The organism is Rossellomorea pakistanensis, assembly GCF_016908495.1.
In the GTDB taxonomy this organism is placed as follows: domain Bacteria; phylum Bacillota; class Bacilli; order Bacillales; family Bacillaceae_B; genus Rossellomorea; species Rossellomorea pakistanensis.
In genome coordinates this window covers 402,153-426,167 of record NZ_JAFBDZ010000001.1, presented here as the reverse complement: position 1 = coordinate 426,167, position 24,015 = coordinate 402,153, and the positions used below count along the sequence as shown (strand labels likewise).

The following is a 24,015-nucleotide window of genomic DNA, read 5'->3' as shown; positions in this document are numbered from 1 at the left end:
TTTCTGTTAGTGGGTTATGTTAGAGGCTATACAGATGGAATGTGTTTCTTGCATTTAATGTTTTGGCAGTATGTTTATAAAGAATTATGAATTATAAAACGTAAAGATATTGTATAGGTACTAATTTTTATGCAGACTTGGTAAGAGTTACTTATTCCACTAAAGGGCCATTTTGTGGAATAAGATAACAAAGGTAATTGAGTTAAAGTAGGAGTTTGGTTTATTGTGGTAAAATACTATTATATTTGTTGTTTTAAGGTGGGACTGTAATGTTAAATAAAAATGTGCTAATCACTAGTGGAGGCTGTCTAGAAAAATGGGATAACGTTCGTGGCCATACAAACTTAGCTAAAGGTACAATAGGAAAAATGATTGCTGAAGAAGTATTATCAAAAGGAGCAAATGTTACATACCTACATGGATATTTCGCAGCTAAACCGAATACTAAAGATTCACAAAGATTAAAGTTAGAAAGTTTTGAAGGAATAATTGATCTCCAAGAAAAGATGAAGAATATTATTTCAAATAAAAAAGTAGATGTGGTAATTATGGCTGCTGCTGGATCTGATTGGATAGTAGATAAAATGATTGGTCAAGATGGGAAAGTTTTATCACAGCAAGGGAAAATATCGAGCGATAACCCACCGATCATTCATTTTAAAAAAGCCCCAAAGGTTTTAAAGCAAATTAAAGAATGGAATCAAAATGTAATATTAGTGGGCTTTAAACTCGAAAGTAATGCAGATAAAGCAACGCTTTTAGACAGAGCAAAACTAAGAATGAATACCTCTGATGCTGATTTTATGGTAGCGAATTCATCTAAATCTTTATATTCGACTATGGCACCGCATTATATTATCAATCATAATCATGAAATTTATGAGTGTCCTAGTAAAGAAGAAACAGCCAAAAAAATTGTACAATTTATTGATCAATTGCTTTTACAAAAAGAATTATTTCATACAAAATCATCAAAATAGGAGGTATAAACATATGAAAGTCACTGATTACTCAAAGATTGCCAACAAATATGAGAAAAACCAATATAGATTAGACGAAGTTCAATTTGATAACGATTTAAAGGAATATATTGATAATAATCCTAAAACAATGTATCAGGTTTTAGACTTAGCTTGTGGAACAGGTATTTATCTTGATAACCAAAAAAAATATTTTGATAACTTTGATATTGATTGGCATGGGCTTGATGCTTCGGAAGACATGCTAAAAAAGGCAAAGGAAAAATTAGAGGATGTTTCTTTGGTTCACGGTCTAGTTGAAGATATGCCCTACGAAGATGAGAAATTTGATTATATCTCAAATAACTATGCTTTTCATCACTTTATAAATAAAGAAGCAGCTCTTGATGAAGTTTATCGTGTTTTAAAGAAAAATGGCGTGTATAAACTACATAATATCACTATACATGATATGAAAAAATGGTGGGTGTATCATTACTTCCCAACAGCTTATTATGAAGATTTAAAAAGATTTTGGGAAAAGGAAGTTATTTTTAATGAGCTTTCGATAAGAGGGTTTAAAGTGAATATGCAGATTGAATATCGCTTAGAAAAAGTTAGAGTATCTGATTATCTAGGATATGCAGAAAATAGAGACATATCCATATTAACTCTGATTGATGATCAGGATTATCAAGAAGGGTTAGAGAAAATGAGATATGATGTTAAAAATAATCCTGACAAAACTATAGTAAATGATTTTGCAGAAATGTTTTGTTTTTCCAGAAAGATGTAGAGTTTTCTTAGGAGTAAAAAATAGATGCAAATTAAATTAGCTAAGTTAAACGATCTGCAACAAGTGCTTAATGTGTTAAATAAGGTTACTTTAGATTTACAAAAAAAGGGGATTAACCAATGGGATTATCCTTGGGATACCAATAAAATTATAAGCGAAATACAGAATAACTATTTATATGTATTATTAATTGACTCTGAAATACTAGGTACTTTTGGCATAAAAGAAATAGATTGTTTAAGTGAATTAGCAATTGATTCTAAAAGTAAATATTTGTATCAAATTGCCATTCTTCCTGAATACCAAGGGAATAAATTTGGATCTGTAATAACAGAATTTGCTTGTTCTTTTGCAAAGAAAGTAAATAAGACGATTTATTTAGATTGTTGGGCTGGAAATGAAAAGTTAAAACATTTTTATTTAAATAATGGTTTTGAGTATCAAGGTGATTTTCCTGAAAAAGATTATTTTATTAGCATTTTTAAGTCCAACTAATGCAATCCACCTTATTCAACAAAAGGGCGCTTTAATTAAATAAGTATTTATTTTAAATAAGGCTTTATATACAAGATTTTATGCATAACTTGTATATAAAGCCTTGATTTCTATTCAAAAAACATACTGACGTAAACAACATTTTTTAATTGCCAAATACATGGAATGCTTATTTTATGAAATATCTTAATTAACACTTATCAAAAAGATTGTTAGTTGATTACGTAAAATATAAGCTAAGATTTAGAAGGAATACCTCTTTTATATAAGTGGTAAATTTGAAGCTCGAATGATTGCTCTACATAATAAAAGGGTGCGTACCAGAAGATATATTAAAAAGGTTAAACATTTTATTAGAAGAAGTAAATGAAATAATCAAGATAGAAGAGGAATCGTAAAATACTTGTAAAGGGTGTTAGCGTTGAAGAAGAAGTTACAAAGGAATATCATACGATGTAAGCATTGTAATGAGATAATAGAATCAAAAAGTCTGTACGATTATAAAAGATGTGGTTGCGGCAAAGTCGCTGTTGATGGTGGGCTGGAATATGCTAAACGTTCTTTTCCTTCTTTTCCAGCTGAGGATCATCTTGAAGATTTATCGGAATATGAGTGAAAGATTACTAATTATTTATTGAAAGAAAATAGTAATATGAGGAATTCTAAACGCATTAAAAAAATTATAAACCTACTTCAAAAATTCTGGGAACAAAAGCTCTTTTTAACCATCTTATAACAAAGTATTTATTTTGCTAAGAAAATTTAGTTAAAATGCCGATGAACTAACTTTTCATCCTTAAATCCAAATAATTCCAATGATGATGATTTTGAAAATCCAAAAAGAGGATTTAGACGAGTAATTCCAAATAAGGGACTGTGTATTAATTTTTTTCTGTCCAAAAATAATAGAAGTGAATTTCTATGGGAATTTCCAAATGAAAATCATGAAAATATTTATACAACACTAGGAATATATAACAAATTAATAAAATTATTGACATTTGATGTTAATATGTTAAAATATCTTTAAATTAAATAACATAAACAAGGGACATCCCCAAACTTTTAGCATTGCTAAACGTGTATTTCACGTTAGGTGATGGTATTAAGTTTGGGGATTTTTTGTTTTAAAAAAGGAGAATCTAATTTATGAATAAATTAAAACTTACAACAAATAGTACCTTAGAAGCTGCCTACACGGCGCAAGAACAATTGAGTGATTGGTCTTCGAATTCAAAAAACGCGTATCGTAGAAACATTAAGGCTATCTCCGATCATATGAAAAGCATTGGATTAGAACCAACCATTGATAATGTCACGTATGAGTATGCTATGAAGTGGAAAAAGGATCATGCTAGTAAAAATCCCAATACCCTGAAACAACAAAAAAGTACGATGGCTTCATTATTTCGCCATTTAAATAACGCAAAAATTATCGAAGGTAATCCATTTTTAACAGTAAATATTACCGATTATACAGCGGATAAATACTTATCGAAAGACTTGTCAATTACAGAACTTTATCAGGTATATAAAGCCGCCCACGATTTGCAAGCACAAGGGATAAACGTTTTAGCACCGATGTTATTAGATATCTATACAGGCCTTCGTTCCACCAACTTGATTCGATTAAAAGTAAGATCACTTGATTTTGAAGCTGGAGGAATACGCATTGAATATACTAAATCCAAAACAGTAAAACAAGAAAGTAATCAACAAGAAACAACTCCTAATTCGAAGAATAGAGAAAGCTTTATCCCATTGCCACCGAAGGTATTAGCTTATTTTTCAGCCCAGACAAAAGGGATGCTACCCGAAGATTCCCTCTTGTACGGGCTGCGGGGAAAAGCTTTTGCAAACAAGCAAATGAATTATATCGTAAATAAGATATGTAATCATTTAGGCTGGATCGTAAATATAGAGAATAATGGTGAAAATAATTCATCTCTGCATAAAACTGAACAAAAGAAGAAGGGAAAAACAGATAAATATTTTACTCCTCATGGATTGCGATATAGTATTGCAACGATTTTTCATGAAATGGGAGTAGAGGATAATGCTATTCGGTTACTATTGTTACATTCAAAGAAAACAGAATTGGGTGCATTAGAGCGTTATCTTCGACGTGATACACGAGAAGTGAAACAAATCCGTATGGCTCAGCTTCTATTAGAAACGGTGCTGGAAACAGCTCTCGAAATGGAAGAGAAATTTGGAGTTGTTATGCAACTGGAAACAATTTATGAACAGTTACCCGTTGCATTTGAAGAACAGATGAAAAATATGTACTATGTAAATTTATTTAAGGACCAAATGATTCGTTATACCATGTCAAAAATGCAGCAAATGATGTCACAACCACAAGTAATGCCGGATAAAATAAACCCCATATTCACAAAAGGGGGAGAATATTATCCGGCAGATGCTTATCCTTATACGCCTCACCAGCATCAAAGCCATTTCCAATCAAGTGCAGGAGGGCCTGCTCCCATGCATTTACAGCAAACGCAGCAGGCTTCTTATGGGTTTTATCAACCAAGTACTGCACAAGAGTTCTTTACAGCAAAAAGATAATTACCCTATGATGGGTAGTTTCTTTCCGTTAAGATATGAATAGGGGCTTAAAAGATATTAAACGAATCAATGGCCTTCTTTTTCTGTTCAAACTCTACATGGGTATAGACTTCTGTTGAAGTGATACTTTCATGGCCTAATAATTCCTGCAGCGTCCGTAATTCCACGTTATTCTTATTTTCTTGCAGCATTAATGTCGCAAAGGTATGACGCAAATGATGCAATGAAAAGCGAGAGGGAGGAAGACCCGCTTTCCGTAAGGCATTTTTAAAAATTAAATGCAAACCACGTGGATTGAGCGGGTTTTTATCTTTATTTAAAAAAACCGGTTCTGTCGCATACGTTTGATAATCTTCCAAAGACTCCTTATAAGCAGAAAGAAGGGGAATAAGGAGCGGGTGAAGGGGTAATAATCGTTCTTTTTTGCCTTTTCCATAAATCCGAATCGTTTGTTTGGATAAATCCAGCTGCTCCCACGTTAGAGATACCAATTCGGAGCGTCTCATGCCAGTTGTAGCCAACAGCTTAAACATCGCTTCATTACGCTTTGATAAAGTCGAATTTTCCTGTTCAAGCGAGTGAAACAGTTTCTTTAGATCACTAAGCGTCATATATACCGGCAGTTTGTCATCCGTTTTCGGTGTTTCAATTCCACCCATAAAGTCATGCATGAGGTATTTTTCCTGTATGCAGTATTTGGTGAAAGACTTTAAACAGGAAATTTTTCTGTTCATGGACCGTGGTTTTTGCTTTTGGGTTCCGAGCTGATGCTGGATAAATCGGCGTACTTGGGTTTTGGTAATAGAATCCAAATCTGTTGAATAATTATGATTCTGTAAAAAGGCTAAAAATTGATTTAAATCGTATTCGTAACTGTCAATCGTATGCGATGAGTAATTTTTTTCAATTTGAATGTACAAAATGAATTCGTCTATTGCAGCTTTTAGGTGCAAGTCAAAAACCTCCTAAATCAAAATTGGATTAGACGATAATTCATTATCCGTACAAATATAAACCATTATCGTTCAAAAGGAGGATTATCGTTCACATGAAAAACGTGAAAGATTATCAGGAATATGCAGAAGGAATGTTCCGAAGTACAGATATTATAGGAACACTAGGGGATAACACCATTAATGGCGCAAAATTTTCCTAGTTTACATAATATATATTATAGGAAGTTAATAATAAATTTCGAATTATGTCTCATATCAAAAGTAAACTACTAACATTGAGACAATATTTAAATTTTTCTTATTTTCATTTCTTATTTTTGTTTACATTCCGAATAATTCCTTTTAACCGTTTTAAATTTAATTTAATAAAACAAATTTTTCATATCATCATAAGATTTTTCTAATCATAATTGATTTAACATTTATCATTTCAATAATTCTTCTAGATCCCTAGATCCATGGTTATTCCAACTTTTTGATTTCCTATTTGTTCCATATGATTGACAATGATATATTTTTGAGTGAAATAATTTCAACCTTCATAGATTGAGCTTTATGTTCAACTAAAAAACTATAAAGATTGTAATAATCTTCTTATTATAATTATTGAAAAAATGCTGTTAATCTTCATAGAAATAAAAAACTTGAGGATCATATTGTTCCTCAAGTTTTTGCTATCAATTTGAAACCCCCTATTCTTCTTTTGCACTGGTTTCTTCCCATACAATCTTCTGGAGCACCCATTTTCCGTTCTCATAATACCAATACGATGCTGCAAATCCGATTCCATCTGCATGATACGCTCCACTTATTTGCTGGTTCCCTTTTAATCCATATCCCTCCTTCCCTTTTATCTTTACTGGTTCGAAAAATGCATAGGGTACAACCATTAATTCAGTAGGCTCATTTAGTCTTCCGTTATGGTATAAGCCAAGACGATTATATTCTTCCTTCCGGTCAGATAAATCGACGGTATAGGATTGATTGGTATCTTCAAATGTAATCGATGCTTTATAATTGTCTTCGAAATGAGCTTGGATGGTTAGCGATTCTGGTAAACCAATATCCGTTAAAGTGTTATTAGCCAAAGTGTAAAGAGTGAAATGATAAAGTCCACCACTTCCTCCAGCTGCAGATGATTGGAGTAAATCCTTTACACCATCATGGTTGAAGTCTATAAATTCAATTTTGGGTTCATAGCCACCCTCATAGTCAATCTGAAAAGACTTCTTATCATCTGTAATGATTTCAGACCATACTTTGTTATAATACAATGCGTCAGGAAATGGTTTCCCCCATAGTACAATTTTATCTGGCTTTCCGTTACCAGTTACATCTACTTCGTATGTATCGATTACTAGAGCGTTATTTTCATCTTCCTCCTGTACAAAATTTCCAGCTAATGCATTTAGTGACAAAATGAAGAAGGCAGCAAAGGCAAATAATAACTCTTTACGCATAGTTCGACTCTCCTTGATGAAAATATTCATTACTATTCTCACCAGAAAAAGAGATTTTATCCATTTTAAACTGAAAGTACATTTTCCTCTCTTTTACGAATAAAAAAAGAATCAGCAGAACTGATTCTTTTTCCTTCATTATAGACTTTCCCTTTTTTCTTCAGTAGGTTTTTCATCCCAGCACTCAATTCCTTTTAACCCTTTAATAGAGTTGGAATAGAATACAGGGTCTTTCCCTAATTTCTTTTGAGCTCGATAATCTTTTAATGCTGCTAAAGCTATTGGGGCTAATAATGTAATGGCTATAAGGTTAATAATGGCCATGATCCCCATTGATAAATCAGCGAGACTCCAAACGACATCAAGTTTTACAACTGCTCCAAAGATTACCATACCAATTACAGCAAGTCGATAAATGAAAAGTGATACACGGCTGTTTTTAATAAACTCAATGTTTGTTTCACCATAGTAATAGTTACCAATAATAGAACTAAAGGCGAACAAGAAAATCGCAACAGCAATAAATAAACTTGCCCAATCACCTACATGATAGGCTAACGCATCTTGAGTTAAGCGAATCCCATCTGATCCTGCAGTGTATTGATCGGAGAGTATAATTAGAAATGCAGTGGCAGTACAGATCAGTAATGTGTCTGTAAAAACACCCAGTGTCTGTATTAAACCTTGTTTTGTAGGGTGGGAAACTCCTGCTGTTGCAGCTGCATTTGGTGCACTCCCCATCCCTGCCTCATTAGAGAATAATCCGCGCTTGATTCCCATCATAATAGCGGCACCTACACCACCGCTTACTACTTCACGTAATCCGAAAGCACTTTCAAAAATAAGGACAAACATATCTGGTAATAACCCGATGTTTTTAATTAATACAAAAAATGCTAAAAGTAAATATAAAATGGCCATAACCGGAACGAAGATCTGAGTTACTTGGGCAATTCTTTTGATTCCACCAAAAATGATAAGTGCTGTTAAGGCTGCTAAGATAAGCCCAATTGTAGTTCGGTTTAAACCGTATGCTTCATTGACGGCAATAGAAATAGTATTGGACTGAACAGAATTGAATACAAGCCCAAAACAAAACGTGATAATGATCGCAAATAAAATCCCCATCCAACGAGCATTTAAACCTTTTTCCATATAGTAAGCTGGACCACCTCTAAACCCATCTTTATCTTTTACCTTATAAATTTGGGCAAGGGTACTTTCAATAAAGCTCGAAGCCCCTCCAACTAAAGCGATTAACCACATCCAGAAAACAGCCCCAGGTCCTCCAGCTGCGATGGCGGTAGCTACTCCGGCTAAATTTCCTGTCCCGACACGTGAAGCTGTACTGATTGTAAATGCTTGGAACGAAGATATCCCTTTTTTTCCATCAGCAGTGATGGAAGCTTTATCAAAAAGTAATCTGAACATCTCACCTAAATAGCGAAATTGAACAAAATTAGATCGGATCGAAAAATATAAACCCAGCCCAATTAAACCAGCTATGAGAATATATGACCAAACGATATCACTGATACTCCCTATAATACTTGTAAAAAAATCCATCGTATTCCCCCCTTGTTAAAATTTTGTGATAAATGTAGCCAAATGGTGCTTAAGGTATAAATACACATTCTCTAATGTATCAAAATAGTAGGAAACCTTCAATATTAAATTGATAGAAACTTTAAAAAACAAGAATTTTCATCATTTTTCTATTTGATATTATAAGATTATGAAAAGATGAAATTTAGTATAAAATTACAAAAATTAGTATAAATAATATTCTAAACTCTTTGTATATTTCTATTGTTAGGGTTGAGTTTATATGAGGAGTATTATTTTAAATGCAAAAGCCTTCCATGAGGAGGAAAAAAGGATAGGTTTCATTAAAAAAGAGATGACTCCTTTGTGGTGTCTTCCACGTAAGAGTCATCCCTTTTTATTTATTTTGTTTCAGAATCATTTTTTTCTAATAGTGTCTCTGAATTTTCCCATGTTCCTACTACTTTTCCGCTTTCTCCCTCATCAATCACGAAAGAGCCATTTGAGTATCGGTCGTTGTAGCGTAATTCATTTATTTGGATTTGTTCAATGATCCCTTTTTCAGTGAATATCGAGATTACGTCATTGTCTCTTGCTATATTCATTCCAGCTATACGATGTGGATTAGACTTTAATTCTCTTAGCATCATCACACCACGTTTTGCGCGACCCGATTTTTCAAATTCTTTAAGCTTCATTTTCTTCATTGCACCGCGTTGAGTTGTAATCACGACGCAATCTTTTTCAGGATTAGAGACAACCTTCCCTGAAACCACGAAATCATTTTCTTTTAAATTAATCCCTTTCACACCTGCTGCTCGTGGGCCTACGACATTTACTTCTTCTTCGTTAAACCATAGCCCGTAGCTCAAGTGGGTTGCGATGAAAAGGTCTTGCCTACCATCGGTTACATGGACGTTTACTACATGGTCATCTCCCTTGAGGTTAATGGCAACAAGGGGCTTGGAGTATCGTTGCGCTTTATATTGTGAAAGCTGTGATTTCTTCGTCATTCCATTCTTGGTAATAAACGTTAGGAATTGTGAATCCGTAAATTCCTTGACAGGAACCGCTTTAATAATTTGTTCGTCACGATCAATTGGAATTAAGTTTCCAACATGTTGTCCAAGATCCTTCCAGCGAATATCAGGAAGCTCATGAACAGGATGATATAAATAATTCCCTTTGTTAGTAAATAAGAGTAAAACATCAGTTGTGTTCATTTCCATCTGGGACATGAGCCGGTCAGTTTCCTTCATTGCTAAATCTTGTCCATTAGAAGCAGAATAAGATCTTAAACTCGTTCTCTTTATGTAGCCATCTCGTGTTACGGTAACCATGACATCTTCTGATGCAACTAAAACTTCTAGATTAATTTTTAATTCTTCGATTTGCTCTTCAATTTTTGAACGTCTCTCGTCATTATATTGTTTTTTAATTCCTTTTAACTCTTTTTTTATGACAGCCATTAACTTACGCTCACTATCGAGAATAGAAGTTAATTCTTCGATTTTTTTTGAAAGTTCTTCCGCTTCTTCTCTTAAAGCTGTAATATCTGTATTCGTCAATCGATATAATTGAAGAGATACAATTGCCTCTGATTGTGCTTCCGTAAATTGGAATTGATCCATTAAATTATTTTTCGCATCTCTTTTATCTTTTGATGCACGAATCGTGGCGATCACTTCATCTAATATCGAAAGTGCCTTCATTAGACCTTCGACAATATGTTGACGTTCTTTAGCACGGTCGAGTTCAAATTGTGATCTATTTCTCACTACTTCTCTCTGATGACTAATATAGGCATCTAATAGTTGACGAATTCCCATTAGGGTTGGACGTCTATTATAAATGGCTACCATGTTAAAGTTAAAGGCTACTTGTAAGTCACTATTTTTATACAGGTAGTTTAGGACTCCTTCAGAATCTGCTTCTTTTTTTAGTTCAATGACAATTCGCAAGCCTGTACGGTCGGTTTCATCACGGACTTCAGAAATTCCTTCTACTTTACGGTCGACACGTAGTTCGTCCATCTTTTTCACAAGGTTAGCTTTGTTTACTTCGAATGGAATTTCCGTAATGACGATTTGCTGCCTGCCTCCACGGATACTCTCGATATCTGCTTTTCCTCGAATGACAATCTTACCTTTTCCCGTTTCATATGCTTTTTTAATCCCATCTACACCTTGAATGATTCCGCCAGTTGGAAAATCCGGTCCTTTTATGGCTGTCATCAATTCATCTACACTGCAATCAGGTTTTTCGATTCTCATGATTGTCGCATCAATCACTTCACCTAATTGATGTGGTGGAATTTCAGTTGCATACCCTGATGATATTCCTGTCGATCCATTTACAAGCAGGTTTGGAAAGCGAGCTGGCAAAACGGTTGGTTCTTTTGAGGTATCATCGAAATTTGGGACAAAATCCACAGTTTTTTTATCAATGTCTCTTAGAAGTTCTGCAGAGATAGCCGAGAGTCTTGCTTCTGTATAACGCATTGCAGCGGGTGGATCGCCATCTACACTACCGTTGTTCCCATGCATTTCAACAAGGTATTTTCGTACTTTCCACTCTTGACTCATCCTAACCATTGCATCATAAACAGAAGTATCACCATGCGGGTGATAATTTCCGATTACATTACCGACCGTTTTGGCAGATTTTCTAAAACCTTTTTCGTTTGTATTCCCTTCGAAATACATCGCATATAATATACGTCTTTGGACAGGTTTCAGCCCATCTCTAGCATCTGGGAGGGCGCGTTCTTGAATAATATATTTACTATAACGTCCAAATCGGTCGCCTAACACCTCTTCAAGAGGCAAATCTTGATAGCGCTCTATTGTTGACATTTTTTATACCTCCTTTGCGACCGTTAGATTCTCATTTTCTAAAATGCTTCCGTCTTCCTCTAAGCCGAATGCAACATTGCTTTCAATCCATTTCCTTCTTGGTTCTACCTTATCTCCCATTAAAGTAGTAACACGTCTTTCGGCACGAGCAGCATCATCAATGCGCACACGAATAAGGGCTCGAGTATCAGGGTCCATTGTTGTTTCCCATAATTGGTCGGCGTTCATTTCCCCAAGACCTTTATAACGTTGTATAATATAGCCTTTTCCTACTTTCTTAATGGCATCTTGTAGTTCCTCATCAGTCCAAGAGTATTCTATTACTTCCTTTTTTCCACTTCCTTTACTTACTTTATAAAGTGGAGGTAGAGCAATATATACTTTCCCTGCTTCTACTAATGGTTTCATATATCGGTAAAAGAATGTAAGGAGTAACACTTGAATATGAGCCCCATCCGTATCGGCATCTGTCATAATGACGATCTTGTCATAGTTGATGTCATCAATATTAAACTCAGGTCCAACTCCACCACCTATAGCATGAATAATCGTATTGATTTCTTCATTTTTAAAAATATCCTGAAGCTTAGCTTTTTCAGTGTTAATAACTTTCCCTCGTAATGGAAGAATGGCTTGGAATTTACGGTCACGCCCTTGTTTGGCGGAACCTCCAGCAGAATCTCCCTCGACTAAATATAATTCATTTCGTTCGGGATTCCGTGACTGGGCAGGTGTTAACTTACCAGAGAGCACCGTTTCTGAACGTTTTCGTTTTTTTCCATTTCGTGCATCTTCTCTTGCTTTACGTGCAGCTTCACGAGCTTGTGCTGCTTTAATTGATTTTTTAATTAACAAAGAGCTTGTATCAGGGTTTTCTTCTAAGAAATATTGAAGATGTTCAGACACAATCGCATCAACGGCAGACCTAGCTTCACTTGTTCCTAGTTTTCCTTTAGTCTGTCCTTCAAATTGTAATAGTTCTTCTGGAATGCGGACAGAAATAATCGCAGATAGTCCTTCACGAATATCTGTACCCTCAAGGTTTTTATCTCGCTCTTTTAGAATACCCACTTTTCTGGCATATTCATTAAAAACGCGAGTCATAGCTGTTTTGGAACCCGCTTCATGTGTTCCTCCATCTTTGGTTCGAACATTATTAACAAACGATAAAATATTTTCAGAGAATCCATCATTAAATTGAAAGGCGAATTCGACTTCAATCCCATTTTGTTCACCTTCTAAAAAGACAACAGGATGTAATGAATCCTTCTCCTCATTTAAATAATTTACGAACTCTTGTATCCCTTTTTCATAATGAAACGTCTCTTCTTGCTCGTTACGATCGTCAATTACGGTAATTTTTAGTCCCTTTAACAAGAAAGCAGATTCTCTTAGACGTTCGCAAATAGTGTCATAATTATAAATCAATGTACTGAAAATCAATGGATCTGGTTTAAAATGAATGACAGTACCCGATTGTTTTGTTTTTCCGAGCTTTTCTAATGTGGTCTGAGGCTTTCCGCCTTCAGCGAACTTTTGTTCGTATATATGACCTTCTCTCTTGATCGTTACGGTTAGCCACTCAGATAAGGCGTTTACGACAGAAGCTCCTACCCCATGTAACCCACCTGTCGTTTTATATCCACCTTGACCAAATTTCCCGCCAGCATGAAGGATCGTAAGGATGACTTCTGGTGTCGGTTTGCCAAGTTTATGCATTCCTGTTGGCATTCCACGTCCTTTATCTTGCACGCTAATACTATTATCTTTATGTATTTTAACGATTATTTCATCTCCATAGCCTGCTAGTGCTTCATCTACAGAGTTATCGACAATTTCGTAAACAAGATGGTGAAGACCTCTAGTATCTGTTGAGCCAATATACATCCCAGGTCTTTTTCGAACGGCTTCAAGGCCTTCTAAAACCTGAATGGCATCATCGTTGTAGTCCAAAGTTTGTTTTTTATTGGTCACGAATATTCCCCTTTCAAAGCTTTGTAACCAGTTTAATAATATCAGTAGAACGTTTGTTCGTTTACCCTATTTTACCATAGTTAGGGCAAACGTCTATGCTTTATTGTAGCGTTATTTTTTAATTTCGCAAATTGTATTTTATAGGTTTGGCTTTAAAAATGCTATTATTAGCCTCTCTATTGACATAAAAAAACAAGCGAAATGGATCAACATTCGCTTGTTTTAGAACTATTTTGTTAAGGCGTGTTCTACCTTAATACAACGGTCCATAATGACGGTATGTCCATGTTCTTTCAGATAGCGATATGCTTCTTCATTTACTACTCCAAGCTGTGCCCAAAAGACTTTTGCCTCAATTTCATGAAACTTTTTCGCAATTTCTGGTAGGAATTCCGACCTTCTAAAAACATTGACGATATCAATTGGACCATCGATTTCTGTTAATGATGACACAGCTTTTACTCCAAGGGCTGCTTCGATTTTGGGGTTTACAGGAATAATTTCATATCCGTTGTCTTGCATAGCTTTTGAAACCATATAAGAGGTTCGATCAGGGTTGTCACTTAAACCAACCACAGCAATTCTCTTTGAATTTTTTAAAATCGATTTAATCTCTTCACGTGTAGGGTTTTCCATTTAATTCACTCCTTATACTATTAATTCGTTATTTTATGACGATATTCCTGCAAATAGAGTCAAAAAGCGGATTAGGAGGAACGATAGTCCTACGAGATCAGCTCTTGCTCGTTTATTCTTTAATTAGCCCTTTGGAAACAAGAAACTCGTGAGCCACATCTTTTGGCTGTTCTTTCTCCATATCCACCTTTGCATTCATTTCACTCATCTCTTGAACTGATATTTGGCCAGCCAGTTTATTGATAATCTTTTCTAATTCAGGATGAGCTTCAAGAACCTCCTTGCGAATAATTGGTGCAGCATCATAAGGTGGAAAGAACCCTTTATCGTCTTTGGTTGATACTAGATTATATCTTTCAATTCGTCCATCTGTCGTGAATGCTGGGATGATATCAACATCACCATTTTTGACTGCTTCATACATAATATTTGGATCAAAGCTTTCTTTTTCTGCAAATTTAAATCCATAGGTCTCTATCATTGCATCATAGCCGTCACCCTCACGCTCATAAAATTGATGGGGGGCACCGAAAGATAAGTTTTGTGACTCTGGAATTAAATCTGAAAAGGTTTGTGCATCGAGATCCTGATCTTCAGTATAGGCAAGAGTGTAAGTGTTCTCAAATCCTAATGGCTTTAGCCAAGTAATGCCAAACTTATCTTCATAGCCTTTTTTCACTCGTTTATATATTTCGTCACCTGATTCGCCTTCTTTTGCAGCTTTTTTTAGTACCGCTTCTAATCCGGTTCCTGTATATTCAACATAAACATCTATTTCACCCTTTTCCATAGCAGGGGTTAAAATAGAAACTTCTCCTAAGCCTTCTTTAATTTCCACATTTAAATCACTATTTGCATCGATAAGCTGGGCAACCATATGTGTTAGTATGTATTGTTCCGTCCACATCTTACCCGAAACGACAATCGTATCCTCTTCATTACCATTCCCACAACCAGAAATAATGATTGAGAATGAGAGAATAATTAAAAGTACCATTTTCTTCATTCATAAATCTTCCCTTCTATTATTTAGCTTTTAACCCTTTTGGAGTTGTTATTTTTTCTAAAATCTTCAATAAAAAATCAAAAAACAAGGCAAGTAAAGCTGCAGGTATCGCACCAGCTAGGACAAGATAATTGTTCCAGGAAGATAACCCTCTGTAAATTAAATCACCTAACCCTCCTGCACCAACAAATGTTGCTAAGGTGGCTACTCCAACTGTTAAAACAGTAGCTGTACGAATACCAGCCATTATGAATGGTAGGGATAGTGGTAATTCAATTTTGAACAGTAATTGACGATTCGTCATCCCCATACCTTTACCAGCCTCTATTACCGCTTGGTCAACCCCAACTATTCCAGTATAGGTATTTCTTAATATCGGGAGTAATGCATAAACCGTTAAAGCAATAATGGCTGTAGCACCACCTGTACCTAATAGGGGCACTAAAAATCCAAATAGGGCTAAACTTGGGATGGTTTGAAAAACGGCGGTTATACCAATGAAGAATTCTGCCGATTTTTGTTTTCTAGAAATGTAGATTCCTAATGGGAGTGATATAAGGATCGCGATAAAAATAGCTACAAATGATAAGAATAAGTGCTCCCATAAGCCTTGTATAATGTCGCTGGACCGGTCAGTCATTGTGTTAAAAAACGTCGTAAGGACACTTCCTAGCATGATGATTCCTCCTCCCTTCTTATCCCTGCTACAAAGTGGAGAACTTCTTCTTTCGTTATGGTTCCGACGATTTCTTTATTTTTAACAACGGCAATTTTATCAACTTTTTTCTGAATTAGTTGTTTTGCAGCTTCTGTTATTGTTGATTCCCATGAAATAGTAGGGAGTTCTTTTTCTAACAAGTCTGACTCATTAAGTGATATCATTATATCCATCACATGTCTATTTGAATTTCCTTTATTGATCCTATCCTCACCAATGAATGTATGAACAAAATCATTAGCAGGATTTTGCAAGAGTTGTTCCGGGGTTGCAATTTGTTCGATTTTACCGTCTCTCATAATCACTATTTCATCGGCTATCTTTAACGCTTCATCCATATCATGTGTGACAAAGACAATGGTTTTATGTATTTTTTTCTGTAAAGCTTTTAATTCATCTTGAAGCTGCTCTCGGCTAATAGGGTCAAGTGCACTGAAGGGTTCATCCATTAATATAATGGGAGGCTCAGCAGCTAAGGCTCTTACAACCCCTACACGTTGCTGTTGACCACCACTTAGCTCGAGAGGATATCTTTTTTTGAAGGTATCAGGCTCTAATCCAACTAACTCTAATAATTCATTTACTCTAGATTGATACTCTTCTTTTTTCCACCCTTTTAAACGTGGTACAAGGGAGATGTTTTCCTCAATGGTCATGTGAGGCAATAGACCAATACGCTGGATCACATAACCGATATTTCTTCTAAGCTCTACTTCATTTTTAGCCGTAATATCTTCTCCGTTTATAAATATTGTTCCCTTTGTTGGTGTGATCAGCTTATTAATCATTTTCATTGTCGTCGTTTTGCCACATCCACTTGGCCCAATTAATGCGACCAATTTTCCTTCTGGAATCTCTATATCGATCCCTTTGATGGCTTCAGTTCCATCACTATACTTCTTGCTAACATTTACAAATTTAATCATCTGTCCACCTGCTTCGCATTATAAATACTTATAATAAATTCCCTTTATTTCTCAAGTTAAACATAAGATGGAAAAATATAAAAACAATTGGTTTAAATATTCTCCCTTTAATTTTGAATTTTAACAACGATATTATAAATTAGTAAAAAAATCAGGAACCATCATTTTAATATATAGAAGAAACCCTCAATGTTTCTTTCTTTATAATGATAATCATTGTAGTTCCTGACTGCTTTTACTCACTCCCATACCGTCCATTAGAGTAATGATTAAGTGTTTTCTTGCGTTGTTATTTCTCTATTATTTTTCCATAAAAGAAATTGTTCGGTTACAATTGCGACAATCGTTCCTAAAATCAGTCCATTATTGAGAATAGAAGCAACTACAACTGGAGTATTCACGAAAGCATTAGATGGGACAAACATGGCTCCCACCCCTGCAATTAGAGACACTCCAGAAACAAACATGGCTCTATCTTGTTTACGTTCTTTTTTGAATTCTACAAGCGCTAGACCAACCATATTAATGAATATGACATACGTTACAGCATAACCAACAGGAGCTGGAAGAGTTGCCATAATACTCATCAAACTAGGAAAAAGACTAATAACAAGGACGAATACACTTCCAAGTATGAATGGAAAAAGGGCATAAATTCTTGTTGCAGAGACAAATCCAGCTGCACCTGAAATCGGAACCGAACCAATTGCAGAAAAGAATCCGCCTAACAATTGATTAAAACCTGATGCGATTCCAGCCATTGAATACCTTTTTTTTGGTTCTTCGTTATTTTGTATTTTCACTTCTTCCATTACTCGTATGGATGCAATCATGTTTGTGATCAGTAATAAAGTAATAAAAAAAGAAGTCACAATCATCCCAATATCAAAAGTTGGCTTACCAAAAGCAAACAGTTCTGGTAAAGAAATAAAATGAGTATCATAATCTTGAATAGATACGGTTTTTCCGATAAAGATAAAAGTTAGCCATCCGATTATAAGCGCAATTATAATGGAATACCTTTTGATCCATTGAATATTATGATTTGAAAAATATAGAGCGATAGAAAATGTAAATAAGCTACCCAATAATACTAATGGATCAATGGTTGGCTGATCTTTAGTAATCCCAAACATTCCTTTTATAAATGATCCACTTAGTTGAAGTATTAGAAGGAGTAAATAAACAAATGTAACGGTCGGGGTAAAAAGTTTTGTCAATTTCGTTAGCCAACCAGTAATAGCAAACATGAAAAAGAAAATTCCACTAAAGATCATTCCGCCTTGGAGAATTGTTAAGATTTCTCCACTAGAGTCATATAATGTCCCTGAAAAACCTGCATAAATAGCAAATACTCCCCACCAAAGGCCAGCTGGTCCTTCATTGATAGGTAATCGATGTCCAATTACTCCTTGAATAATGGCTGCGATTCCCAAAATAAAAATGGTTCTTTGAATAAATCCAGCTGTTTGATCAGGGGATAACTGAAACAAATCCGCTATGGCAATCGGCGCTGCAATGGATCCAGCAATCATGAACGCCATCCATTGAAAAGCGGCTAAATAATTTCTCATTTCAAACACCTACGTTTCTAACCTAAAATTCTTCTGCTTCATTTTATCATAATTGGTGCCTGGCACCACCCGATATTTGTCGAATAGATTTAGTGTTTGACCTAATTGCATATTTAAAGTTTATCTTTAATTATTAATGTTTTTTTACGTCCTGTTTAACAGTAAAAAGTGGAAGGGGTGCGGTCTTTTTTTATGGATAACAATGAATCATTTTAAAATAAAAGTTTGATTTATTTATATTCCTTCTAACCTGGGGGTAGCTTTTCCTTATTATTTTACGATATAAAAAGTCCTTTTATTAAACATTATGAGTATTTAACAATCAGAATTCCTTTTACTATCAACTTTTAATAGCTGGTCATAAAAAATTATATAGCCCCCTCCCATATCCGTTTTTTTCATGATAAAATATAATCACAAACTGGTTTATTGATAAAAGGAGCTATGTCCCATGATTACTGCTATCATCATAATTTCAGCCTATATACTAGGCTCCATCCCTTCAGGATTAATAATAGGAAAAGTTTTTTACAAAACAGATATAAGAGAGCATGGAAGCGGAAATTTAGGTGGAACGAATACGTTTAGAACTTTAGGTATTAAAGCAGGCCTGATTGTAACCATTATGGATATAATTAAAGGTACTGTAGCTACACAGATACCTAACCTATTTGATTTTTCCGAAATATATATGTTACTCGCTGGGGTCATCGCAGTTGTTGGTCATATGTACCCGATTTTTGCTAATTTCCGTGGAGGAAAAGCAGTTGCTACTTCTGGAGGAGTGATATTGGGTTATGCTCCACTATTATTTATTGTCGCACTGACTGTGTTTTTCCTTTGTTTATATTTGACAAAGTATGTATCTCTATCTTCCATGCTTACCGCTCTGATCGCCTTAATATATTCGCTATTTACTGGAGACATACCATTAATCATTGTCATGGGTGCTCTCTCAACTTTTGTATTTTACCGTCATCGAGCAAATATTATGAGGATTAGGAACAAAACAGAACCAAAAATTAAATGGTTATAAGAAAAGGGCTTCCTTAAAAGATCCGAACCGACATTCTTCTTGTTGTGGTTTTGGACCTTGATTGGGACAGCCCTTTTACATTTATAGGAATTATGCTTTTATGGGTATAATAGTAAAATCCACTTCTCATTTTTCGGTAATTTTCTTCTTTTTCTTTTATTATCTGACAAATGAAAGGGCTTTTATTGTAATATATAGTTATACTCTAAAGTAAAGTTGGTCGATTTATATGAAGAAAAAGTTTTTAGGAAGTTCGCTTTCAATCTTGTTAGTGATCGTGGCTGGATTTCTAGTCTTTTTACAATACAATGAATGGAATTCAGTTCAAGGTTCTACTAAGCCTATTTCCACAGGAACACATGTTAATAATGATGTTGAACTGAAGGCAAAGGAATATTCTACAGATGCTGTAATCGCTGGTATTGGTGATATTCTACTCCATAATACTGTGTACGAAGATGCTGCAAGTAAAAATGGATATCAATTCGTGAACATGTTTAATGAAGTTCGACAACTTTTAGAAGAACCTGATTTCCTTATAGCAAACCAAGAATCCATCCCAGGAGGAGAGGAGTTAGGATTATCGAGTTACCCTCTCTTTAACAGCCCTCATGAAATTGTTTCTTCTTTACAAGAGGTAGGTGTTGATGCTGTTACGACAGCAAATAACCATTCTCTTGATCAAGGAGAAGAAGGCGTTCTAAGTGCAATTAAATACTATGAACAAATTAATATGCCTTACACTGGTGCATTTAAATCTAAAAAGGATCAACAAAATATTAGGACTTTTAATGTAAATGGTATTTCATTCGCTCTATTGTCTTACACTTATGGAACGAACGGAATTCCGGTACCTCAAGGAAAAGAGTATTTGGTGAATTTACTTGAGGTAGATCAAATGGTAGCGGATATTAAGAAAGCGAAGGAATTACCAGTGGATATGGTGGTAATGGGATTACATTGGGGCAATGAGTATGAACGTTACCCTACTAAAAATCAGAAATCAATTGCTAAACAATTAACCGAAGCTGGTGCAGACCTTATTTTTGGCCATCACCCACATGTCTTACAACCGATTGAAAAATACCAGACATCCGATGGAAGAGAAGCTGTTGTTATCTATTCGTTAGGAAATTTTTTGTCTGGTCAAAAGGATGATTTTAAGGACATTGGTGGGATTGCTTCCGTTACTGTTCAAAAGAAAATAGATTCTGAAGGTGTAAAAATAAGTTTTCCTTCGATTGATTTTCACCCTACTTATGTATCTGAAAGTGGGTATCAAAACTATAAAATCTATCCTTTGGAAAATGCTCATCAACAAGGATTAGTTACGTATTCGAAAGCTGAAATGGTATCTCATATGAAAGCCCCGCTTCAATAGAAAGCGGGGTTTTCATATGGGCAGTAATCACGTTTATTATTGGAATTAATTTTAAAAAAAGCCTATTTTTAACGAATAATAGGGTAAACATAATATGAAAATAATATCAGTTTACATTCAATTGTTCTTTCTTGTATCTTTCTAGAAAAATGATTTCAGAAGTTGTTTCATTAGTAGTTTCTTATGGTTGTTTATTATAATAAGTTAGGGTCTAACAATAGAAAGGAGCATTTCATGAATATTATCATATCAGAAAAAGCACAAGAATGGTTTGAACGAGAAATGGACGTTGAAAAAAATGATTATATCCGATTTTATGTAAGATATGGAGGTTCAAGTCCACTTCATGATAGTTTTTCCCTAGGTGTCAACAAAGAAGATCCTATAGAAATGGCTGTGGAAAAAACGATAAAGGATGTTACCTATTTTGTAGAAGAAAAGGATATTTGGTTCTTTGATGGACATGATTTACATGTACTATACAATGAAAAATTAGATGAGCCACAATATGAATATAAAAAGTAAATGCTCCACTTAGGAAGGCTACTCCTTTAATTGCGTTAAACCATTGTTATTGAAGTAGCTTTCCTTATAATGGAGCTTCTACTAATCAGAGGCCGAATCGTTCAATATGATTGATTAAGCCTTCTTTTAGTAAAATTTCTCTTTGCCTCTCCCCTAATAGATCAAAGTGTGGATACCCATCTTTTCGATAATGAATCCACTGAATCTGAAGATCGTATTGTTTTCCCCAGAGAGCAAGTTTATCTATATCACTACACCCAACTTTTGTAACAGTTCGGTAATCTGGAAAGCGCTCATCTAACCAGTAATGAGTTAGAAAAGCAATTTTTCCATTGTCAATGTCTTGCTTCCATTGGTTGATTTCAAATCGTTTTAGACCAAAAGCCATCACGCTGCTCCTTTGGAATTCTATTTTTTCATTTTCTCGTATGCTTCATGCCAATCTGGAAAGCGTTTTTTTATCGATATTGGACGGAAATTTTCTTTCTTTACACAAACATGCTTAGAGAAACCAGTAACGGATAATTGAATTGATTCATTATGAATATCATATCCATAAACTACCCGAAGTCCATCGTAACTTTCAATCCACGTTTTAATTTTAACTTTTTCTCCGTATCGTACAGGACTTTTGTAGCTGATTTCTAAATCCACTACGGGAGAAATAATTCCTTGCTTCTCCATATCTGCATATCTAAAACCTAAGTCTTCAATAAGCTTCGTTCTTCCAAGTTCCATCCATATTAAATAATTCGCATGGTAAACGACACCCATCTGATCGGTTTCAGCATATCGTACCTCGATTTCTTTTTCAGAAATATGCACACCATTCACCCCAATTATGTATTTATTTCATCATTCTAACATATTCATGAAAAAAAGACGGCTTGGGAAACCCCTGCCGTCTAATTGAAGCCGTCAATATTGAGCATAATTTTTAAAATGCCCAATGAAGGTGATTAGCGATTTTCGTTTTGGTTATTCTGTCTAGCTTCGTCCTTAATTTCACTTCGGAAGGCATCTATACTCTCACGGCGACGTTCGTTTTTAGCTTGAATGGATTGTAATTGTTCTTCACTATCAGTATACGCCATGGATTCTTCTGCCCTTTCCATATTTTCAATCGTGTGAAATACCATACTTTGTAGTTTTTCAACGTTATCACTGCGATCATCTGGTTTTGGACGGTTTTCTGCCATAATGAGATTCCTCCTTTGAAAATAAGGTACGATGTTAGTATCTGTGACCAACTCAAGATTCATACTTAACTGAATTTGGAGAATTTGTTTTCAAAGGATTATTCTCCTTTAGTTTGAATCACTTGAGCGTGTTCATTGGATTGATCCTGCATTTGCTTACCTTTATTTCCACCAGCAGATCGTGGCTGTGTTCCAATATGGTTAGGTACAAAGTGTTTTCGACTTCCTTTTGGATTGCTCATTCATATCCCCCCTTGTTACTATTTTTTCCTTAAGATAAGGAGTTATGAATGAGCATTAATGGAATTAATACAATAGGAAATGGATATATAATGAATTTACTCTGCTTTCTCCATTCGCTTAATTTCTAATCGTGTTTCAATTCGTTCTTCAATAGCTTCCATAGCCTCTTTATCCATCATTAACGCCATTTTATTTTCCTGTACTAAATCAGCAAATGATTTTTTTCTAGGTTTTCTCATAACCATGCCTCACTTTCTGTAAAATAACTAGTACATGTATTATGGACAAACCTTTTACAAATTATAATTAATTTTCAAACTTTTTTGCACTTTAAAGCACCGCGGGACGGTTCTCGAATGCGTTAATACATTAACGCATTCGAGAACCGTCCCTCATTGATTTAATGCGGTGTAGTAAGTAGGTGTTTTTTACTGAAGTAGTGAGTAGAAGCCTTCTTCGTCTAGTGCACCGATGTGTTTTGCTGCGATTTTTCCGTTTTTGTCGATAACGATTGTAGTGGGCATTGACATGACTTCGTACAATTGACTAACAATTTCTTTGTCATCAAGTAGTACTGGAAAGGTTACTCCGAAATCTTTCAAAAATGACTTTATATCTGCATCAGGATCAAGGTTGATGGCTAATATTTCTACTTCATCTTTATTTTTTTCATAAAATGATTGTAGTTCTGGCATTTCTTCCTTACATGGTGGACACCAGGTAGCCCAGAAATTGAGTATGACTGTTTTTCCAACTAAATCTGTTAATTTCACTTCTTTTCCTTCGACTGATTCTAGAGAAAATGCTGGGGCAATACTGCCGATTTTTGGACCAGGCAGTCGGTCCATTACTTCAGATGTAGGATGATTTATTCCTTTATTATTCCTACTGTTATTTTGGTTTTTTGCTTTTTCCTCATCTTTCTTTTGTTGCTCATTATATGCTTTCGCATCTGCTGCTAATTCAGCATCTGTATATTCATTAAAGGACGTAAATTTTGAAGTATTCTCGGTGTAAATGACAAATAGGAATCCAAGGACTAGAATAATTCCAAAAAAAGACTTCAATGATAGACCTCCTCATAAAAATAAATAACTTTACTAATATTTTATGAGTGCTTGTCTACGATTAGTCTAATTAGTTTTAACAAAATAAAA

24 protein-coding genes are annotated in these 24,015 nt (G+C 34.9%); 8 read left to right on the top strand and 16 right to left on the bottom strand.

What is annotated here, in order from left to right:
• Positions 1–269: 269 nt before the first annotated feature.
• The 5 genes from JOC86_RS02170 to JOC86_RS02155 all read left to right on the top strand — a co-directional run bounded on the left by JOC86_RS02170 (position 270) and on the right by JOC86_RS02155 (position 4,824).
• Positions 270–980: a phosphopantothenoylcysteine decarboxylase domain-containing protein gene (locus JOC86_RS02170; protein ID WP_205168134.1), complete on the top strand. Its 711-nt coding sequence runs from the start codon at positions 270–272 to the stop codon at positions 978–980.
• Positions 981–993: 13 nt separating this feature from the next.
• A complete protein-coding gene (locus tag JOC86_RS02165; RefSeq protein WP_205168133.1) occupies positions 994–1,755 on the top strand; it encodes a class I SAM-dependent methyltransferase in 762 nt (253 codons plus the stop codon).
• Between the two features lie 24 nt (positions 1,756–1,779).
• The gene (locus tag JOC86_RS02160; protein ID WP_205168132.1) at positions 1,780–2,250 is read left to right on the top strand and encodes a GNAT family N-acetyltransferase; all 471 of its coding nucleotides are present in this window, start codon (positions 1,780–1,782) and stop codon (positions 2,248–2,250) included.
• Positions 2,251–2,662: 412 nt separating this feature from the next.
• On the top strand, positions 2,663–2,866 hold the full coding sequence (locus tag JOC86_RS25255) for a DUF7695 domain-containing protein (RefSeq protein ID WP_419095996.1): 204 nt from the start codon (positions 2,663–2,665) through the stop codon (positions 2,864–2,866).
• A 533-nt stretch (positions 2,867–3,399) separates the two neighbouring features.
• The gene (locus tag JOC86_RS02155; protein ID WP_205168131.1) at positions 3,400–4,824 is read left to right on the top strand and encodes a tyrosine-type recombinase/integrase; all 1,425 of its coding nucleotides are present in this window, start codon (positions 3,400–3,402) and stop codon (positions 4,822–4,824) included.
• Positions 4,825–4,871: 47 nt separating this feature from the next.
• Here the strand turns inward: JOC86_RS02155 and JOC86_RS02150 are convergent, their stop codons facing one another.
• The 10 genes from JOC86_RS02150 to JOC86_RS02105 all read right to left on the bottom strand — a co-directional run bounded on the left by JOC86_RS02150 (position 4,872) and on the right by JOC86_RS02105 (position 18,474).
• Positions 4,872–5,777, bottom strand: a complete 906-nt coding sequence (locus JOC86_RS02150) for a tyrosine-type recombinase/integrase (protein ID WP_205168130.1) — start codon at positions 5,775–5,777, stop codon at positions 4,872–4,874.
• 695 nt (positions 5,778–6,472) lie between these two features.
• Positions 6,473–7,240, bottom strand: coding sequence for a hypothetical protein (locus JOC86_RS02145; protein ID WP_205168129.1), 768 nt, complete (start codon positions 7,238–7,240; stop codon positions 6,473–6,475).
• 138 nt (positions 7,241–7,378) lie between these two features.
• Positions 7,379–8,806 (bottom strand): alanine/glycine:cation symporter family protein, encoded by a 1,428-nt coding sequence (locus JOC86_RS02140; RefSeq protein ID WP_205168128.1) that lies wholly within the window; start codon positions 8,804–8,806, stop codon positions 7,379–7,381.
• A 380-nt stretch (positions 8,807–9,186) separates the two neighbouring features.
• Positions 9,187–11,640 carry a DNA topoisomerase IV subunit A gene (gene parC, locus JOC86_RS02135; RefSeq protein ID WP_205168127.1) on the bottom strand — a complete coding sequence of 818 codons (2,454 nt, stop codon included), beginning with the start codon at positions 11,638–11,640 and terminating at the stop codon, positions 9,187–9,189.
• Between the two features lie 3 nt (positions 11,641–11,643).
• Positions 11,644–13,614 carry a DNA topoisomerase IV subunit B gene (parE, locus tag JOC86_RS02130; RefSeq protein ID WP_205168126.1) on the bottom strand — a complete coding sequence of 657 codons (1,971 nt, stop codon included), beginning with the start codon at positions 13,612–13,614 and terminating at the stop codon, positions 11,644–11,646.
• A 228-nt stretch (positions 13,615–13,842) separates the two neighbouring features.
• The gene (locus JOC86_RS02125) at positions 13,843–14,250 is read right to left on the bottom strand and encodes a CoA-binding protein (RefSeq protein WP_205168125.1); all 408 of its coding nucleotides are present in this window, start codon (positions 14,248–14,250) and stop codon (positions 13,843–13,845) included.
• Positions 14,251–14,362: 112 nt separating this feature from the next.
• Positions 14,363–15,256, bottom strand: a complete 894-nt coding sequence (locus JOC86_RS02120) for a glycine betaine ABC transporter substrate-binding protein (RefSeq protein ID WP_205168124.1) — start codon at positions 15,254–15,256, stop codon at positions 14,363–14,365.
• Positions 15,257–15,275: 19 nt separating this feature from the next.
• Positions 15,276–15,932, bottom strand: a complete 657-nt coding sequence (locus tag JOC86_RS02115) for an ABC transporter permease (RefSeq protein ID WP_205168123.1) — start codon at positions 15,930–15,932, stop codon at positions 15,276–15,278.
• Positions 15,926–16,900 carry an ABC transporter ATP-binding protein gene (locus tag JOC86_RS02110; protein WP_205168122.1) on the bottom strand — a complete coding sequence of 325 codons (975 nt, stop codon included), beginning with the start codon at positions 16,898–16,900 and terminating at the stop codon, positions 15,926–15,928. The genes JOC86_RS02115 and JOC86_RS02110 overlap by 7 nt, the downstream gene beginning before the upstream one ends.
• Positions 16,901–17,169: 269 nt before the next feature.
• Positions 17,170–18,474, bottom strand: coding sequence for a purine/pyrimidine permease (locus tag JOC86_RS02105; protein ID WP_205168121.1), 1,305 nt, complete (start codon positions 18,472–18,474; stop codon positions 17,170–17,172).
• Positions 18,475–18,925: 451 nt separating this feature from the next.
• Here JOC86_RS02105 and plsY point away from each other — a divergent pair, with 451 nt between their 5' ends.
• From plsY to JOC86_RS02090, 3 genes are all read left to right on the top strand, one after another.
• Entirely contained in the window at positions 18,926–19,510 is a 585-nt protein-coding gene (gene plsY, locus JOC86_RS02100; protein WP_205168120.1) for a glycerol-3-phosphate 1-O-acyltransferase PlsY, read from the top strand.
• A gap of 271 nt (positions 19,511–19,781) precedes the next feature.
• On the top strand, positions 19,782–20,891 hold the full coding sequence (locus tag JOC86_RS02095; RefSeq protein ID WP_338021730.1) for a CapA family protein: 1,110 nt from the start codon (positions 19,782–19,784) through the stop codon (positions 20,889–20,891).
• Between the two features lie 234 nt (positions 20,892–21,125).
• The gene (locus tag JOC86_RS02090; protein WP_205168118.1) at positions 21,126–21,416 is read left to right on the top strand and encodes a HesB/YadR/YfhF family protein; all 291 of its coding nucleotides are present in this window, start codon (positions 21,126–21,128) and stop codon (positions 21,414–21,416) included.
• Positions 21,417–21,501: 85 nt separating this feature from the next.
• Here JOC86_RS02090 and JOC86_RS02085 read toward each other — a convergent pair whose 3' ends face one another.
• The 6 genes from JOC86_RS02085 to JOC86_RS02060 all read right to left on the bottom strand — a co-directional run bounded on the left by JOC86_RS02085 (position 21,502) and on the right by JOC86_RS02060 (position 23,925).
• Positions 21,502–21,804: a hypothetical protein gene (locus JOC86_RS02085; protein ID WP_205168117.1), complete on the bottom strand. Its 303-nt coding sequence runs from the start codon at positions 21,802–21,804 to the stop codon at positions 21,502–21,504.
• A 20-nt stretch (positions 21,805–21,824) separates the two neighbouring features.
• Positions 21,825–22,241 carry a YbgC/FadM family acyl-CoA thioesterase gene (locus JOC86_RS02080; protein WP_205168116.1) on the bottom strand — a complete coding sequence of 139 codons (417 nt, stop codon included), beginning with the start codon at positions 22,239–22,241 and terminating at the stop codon, positions 21,825–21,827.
• A gap of 134 nt (positions 22,242–22,375) precedes the next feature.
• A complete protein-coding gene (gene tlp, locus JOC86_RS02075; protein WP_205168115.1) occupies positions 22,376–22,615 on the bottom strand; it encodes a small acid-soluble spore protein Tlp in 240 nt (79 codons plus the stop codon).
• Positions 22,616–22,713: 98 nt separating this feature from the next.
• On the bottom strand, positions 22,714–22,857 hold the full coding sequence (locus JOC86_RS02070; RefSeq protein ID WP_205168114.1) for an acid-soluble spore protein N: 144 nt from the start codon (positions 22,855–22,857) through the stop codon (positions 22,714–22,716).
• Between the two features lie 96 nt (positions 22,858–22,953).
• Positions 22,954–23,097, bottom strand: a complete 144-nt coding sequence (locus JOC86_RS02065) for an FbpB family small basic protein (protein ID WP_205168113.1) — start codon at positions 23,095–23,097, stop codon at positions 22,954–22,956.
• 189 nt (positions 23,098–23,286) lie between these two features.
• Entirely contained in the window at positions 23,287–23,925 is a 639-nt protein-coding gene (locus JOC86_RS02060; RefSeq protein ID WP_205168112.1) for a TlpA family protein disulfide reductase, read from the bottom strand.
• Between the last annotated feature and the right edge of the window lie 90 nt (positions 23,926–24,015).

Bases quoted from the DNA above. Each gene is read 5' to 3' on its own strand.
- JOC86_RS02125 (WP_205168125.1), bottom strand. From the start codon at position 14,250: ATGGAAAACCCTACACGTGAAGAGATTAAATCGATTTTAAAAAATTCA.
- JOC86_RS02170 (WP_205168134.1), top strand. From the start codon at position 270: ATGTTAAATAAAAATGTGCTAATCACTAGTGGAGGCTGTCTAGAAAAA.
- JOC86_RS02165 (WP_205168133.1), top strand. From the start codon at position 994: ATGAAAGTCACTGATTACTCAAAGATTGCCAACAAATATGAGAAAAAC.
- JOC86_RS02110 (WP_205168122.1), bottom strand. From the start codon at position 16,900: ATGATTAAATTTGTAAATGTTAGCAAGAAGTATAGTGATGGAACTGAA.
- JOC86_RS02115 (WP_205168123.1), bottom strand. From the start codon at position 15,932: ATGCTAGGAAGTGTCCTTACGACGTTTTTTAACACAATGACTGACCGG.
- JOC86_RS02155 (WP_205168131.1), top strand. From the start codon at position 3,400: ATGAATAAATTAAAACTTACAACAAATAGTACCTTAGAAGCTGCCTAC.
- JOC86_RS02085 (WP_205168117.1), bottom strand. From the start codon at position 21,804: ATGGCTTTTGGTCTAAAACGATTTGAAATCAACCAATGGAAGCAAGAC.
- JOC86_RS02070 (WP_205168114.1), bottom strand. From the start codon at position 22,857: ATGAGCAATCCAAAAGGAAGTCGAAAACACTTTGTACCTAACCATATT.
- JOC86_RS02105 (WP_205168121.1), bottom strand. From the start codon at position 18,474: ATGAGAAATTATTTAGCCGCTTTTCAATGGATGGCGTTCATGATTGCT.
- JOC86_RS02090 (WP_205168118.1), top strand. From the start codon at position 21,126: ATGAATATTATCATATCAGAAAAAGCACAAGAATGGTTTGAACGAGAA.
- JOC86_RS02140 (WP_205168128.1), bottom strand. From the start codon at position 8,806: ATGGATTTTTTTACAAGTATTATAGGGAGTATCAGTGATATCGTTTGG.
- plsY (WP_205168120.1), top strand. From the start codon at position 18,926: ATGATTACTGCTATCATCATAATTTCAGCCTATATACTAGGCTCCATC.
- tlp (WP_205168115.1), bottom strand. From the start codon at position 22,615: ATGGCAGAAAACCGTCCAAAACCAGATGATCGCAGTGATAACGTTGAA.
- JOC86_RS02160 (WP_205168132.1), top strand. From the start codon at position 1,780: ATGCAAATTAAATTAGCTAAGTTAAACGATCTGCAACAAGTGCTTAAT.
- JOC86_RS02145 (WP_205168129.1), bottom strand. From the start codon at position 7,240: ATGCGTAAAGAGTTATTATTTGCCTTTGCTGCCTTCTTCATTTTGTCA.
- JOC86_RS02120 (WP_205168124.1), bottom strand. From the start codon at position 15,256: ATGAAGAAAATGGTACTTTTAATTATTCTCTCATTCTCAATCATTATT.
- JOC86_RS02065 (WP_205168113.1), bottom strand. From the start codon at position 23,097: ATGAGAAAACCTAGAAAAAAATCATTTGCTGATTTAGTACAGGAAAAT.
- parC (WP_205168127.1), bottom strand. From the start codon at position 11,640: ATGTCAACAATAGAGCGCTATCAAGATTTGCCTCTTGAAGAGGTGTTA.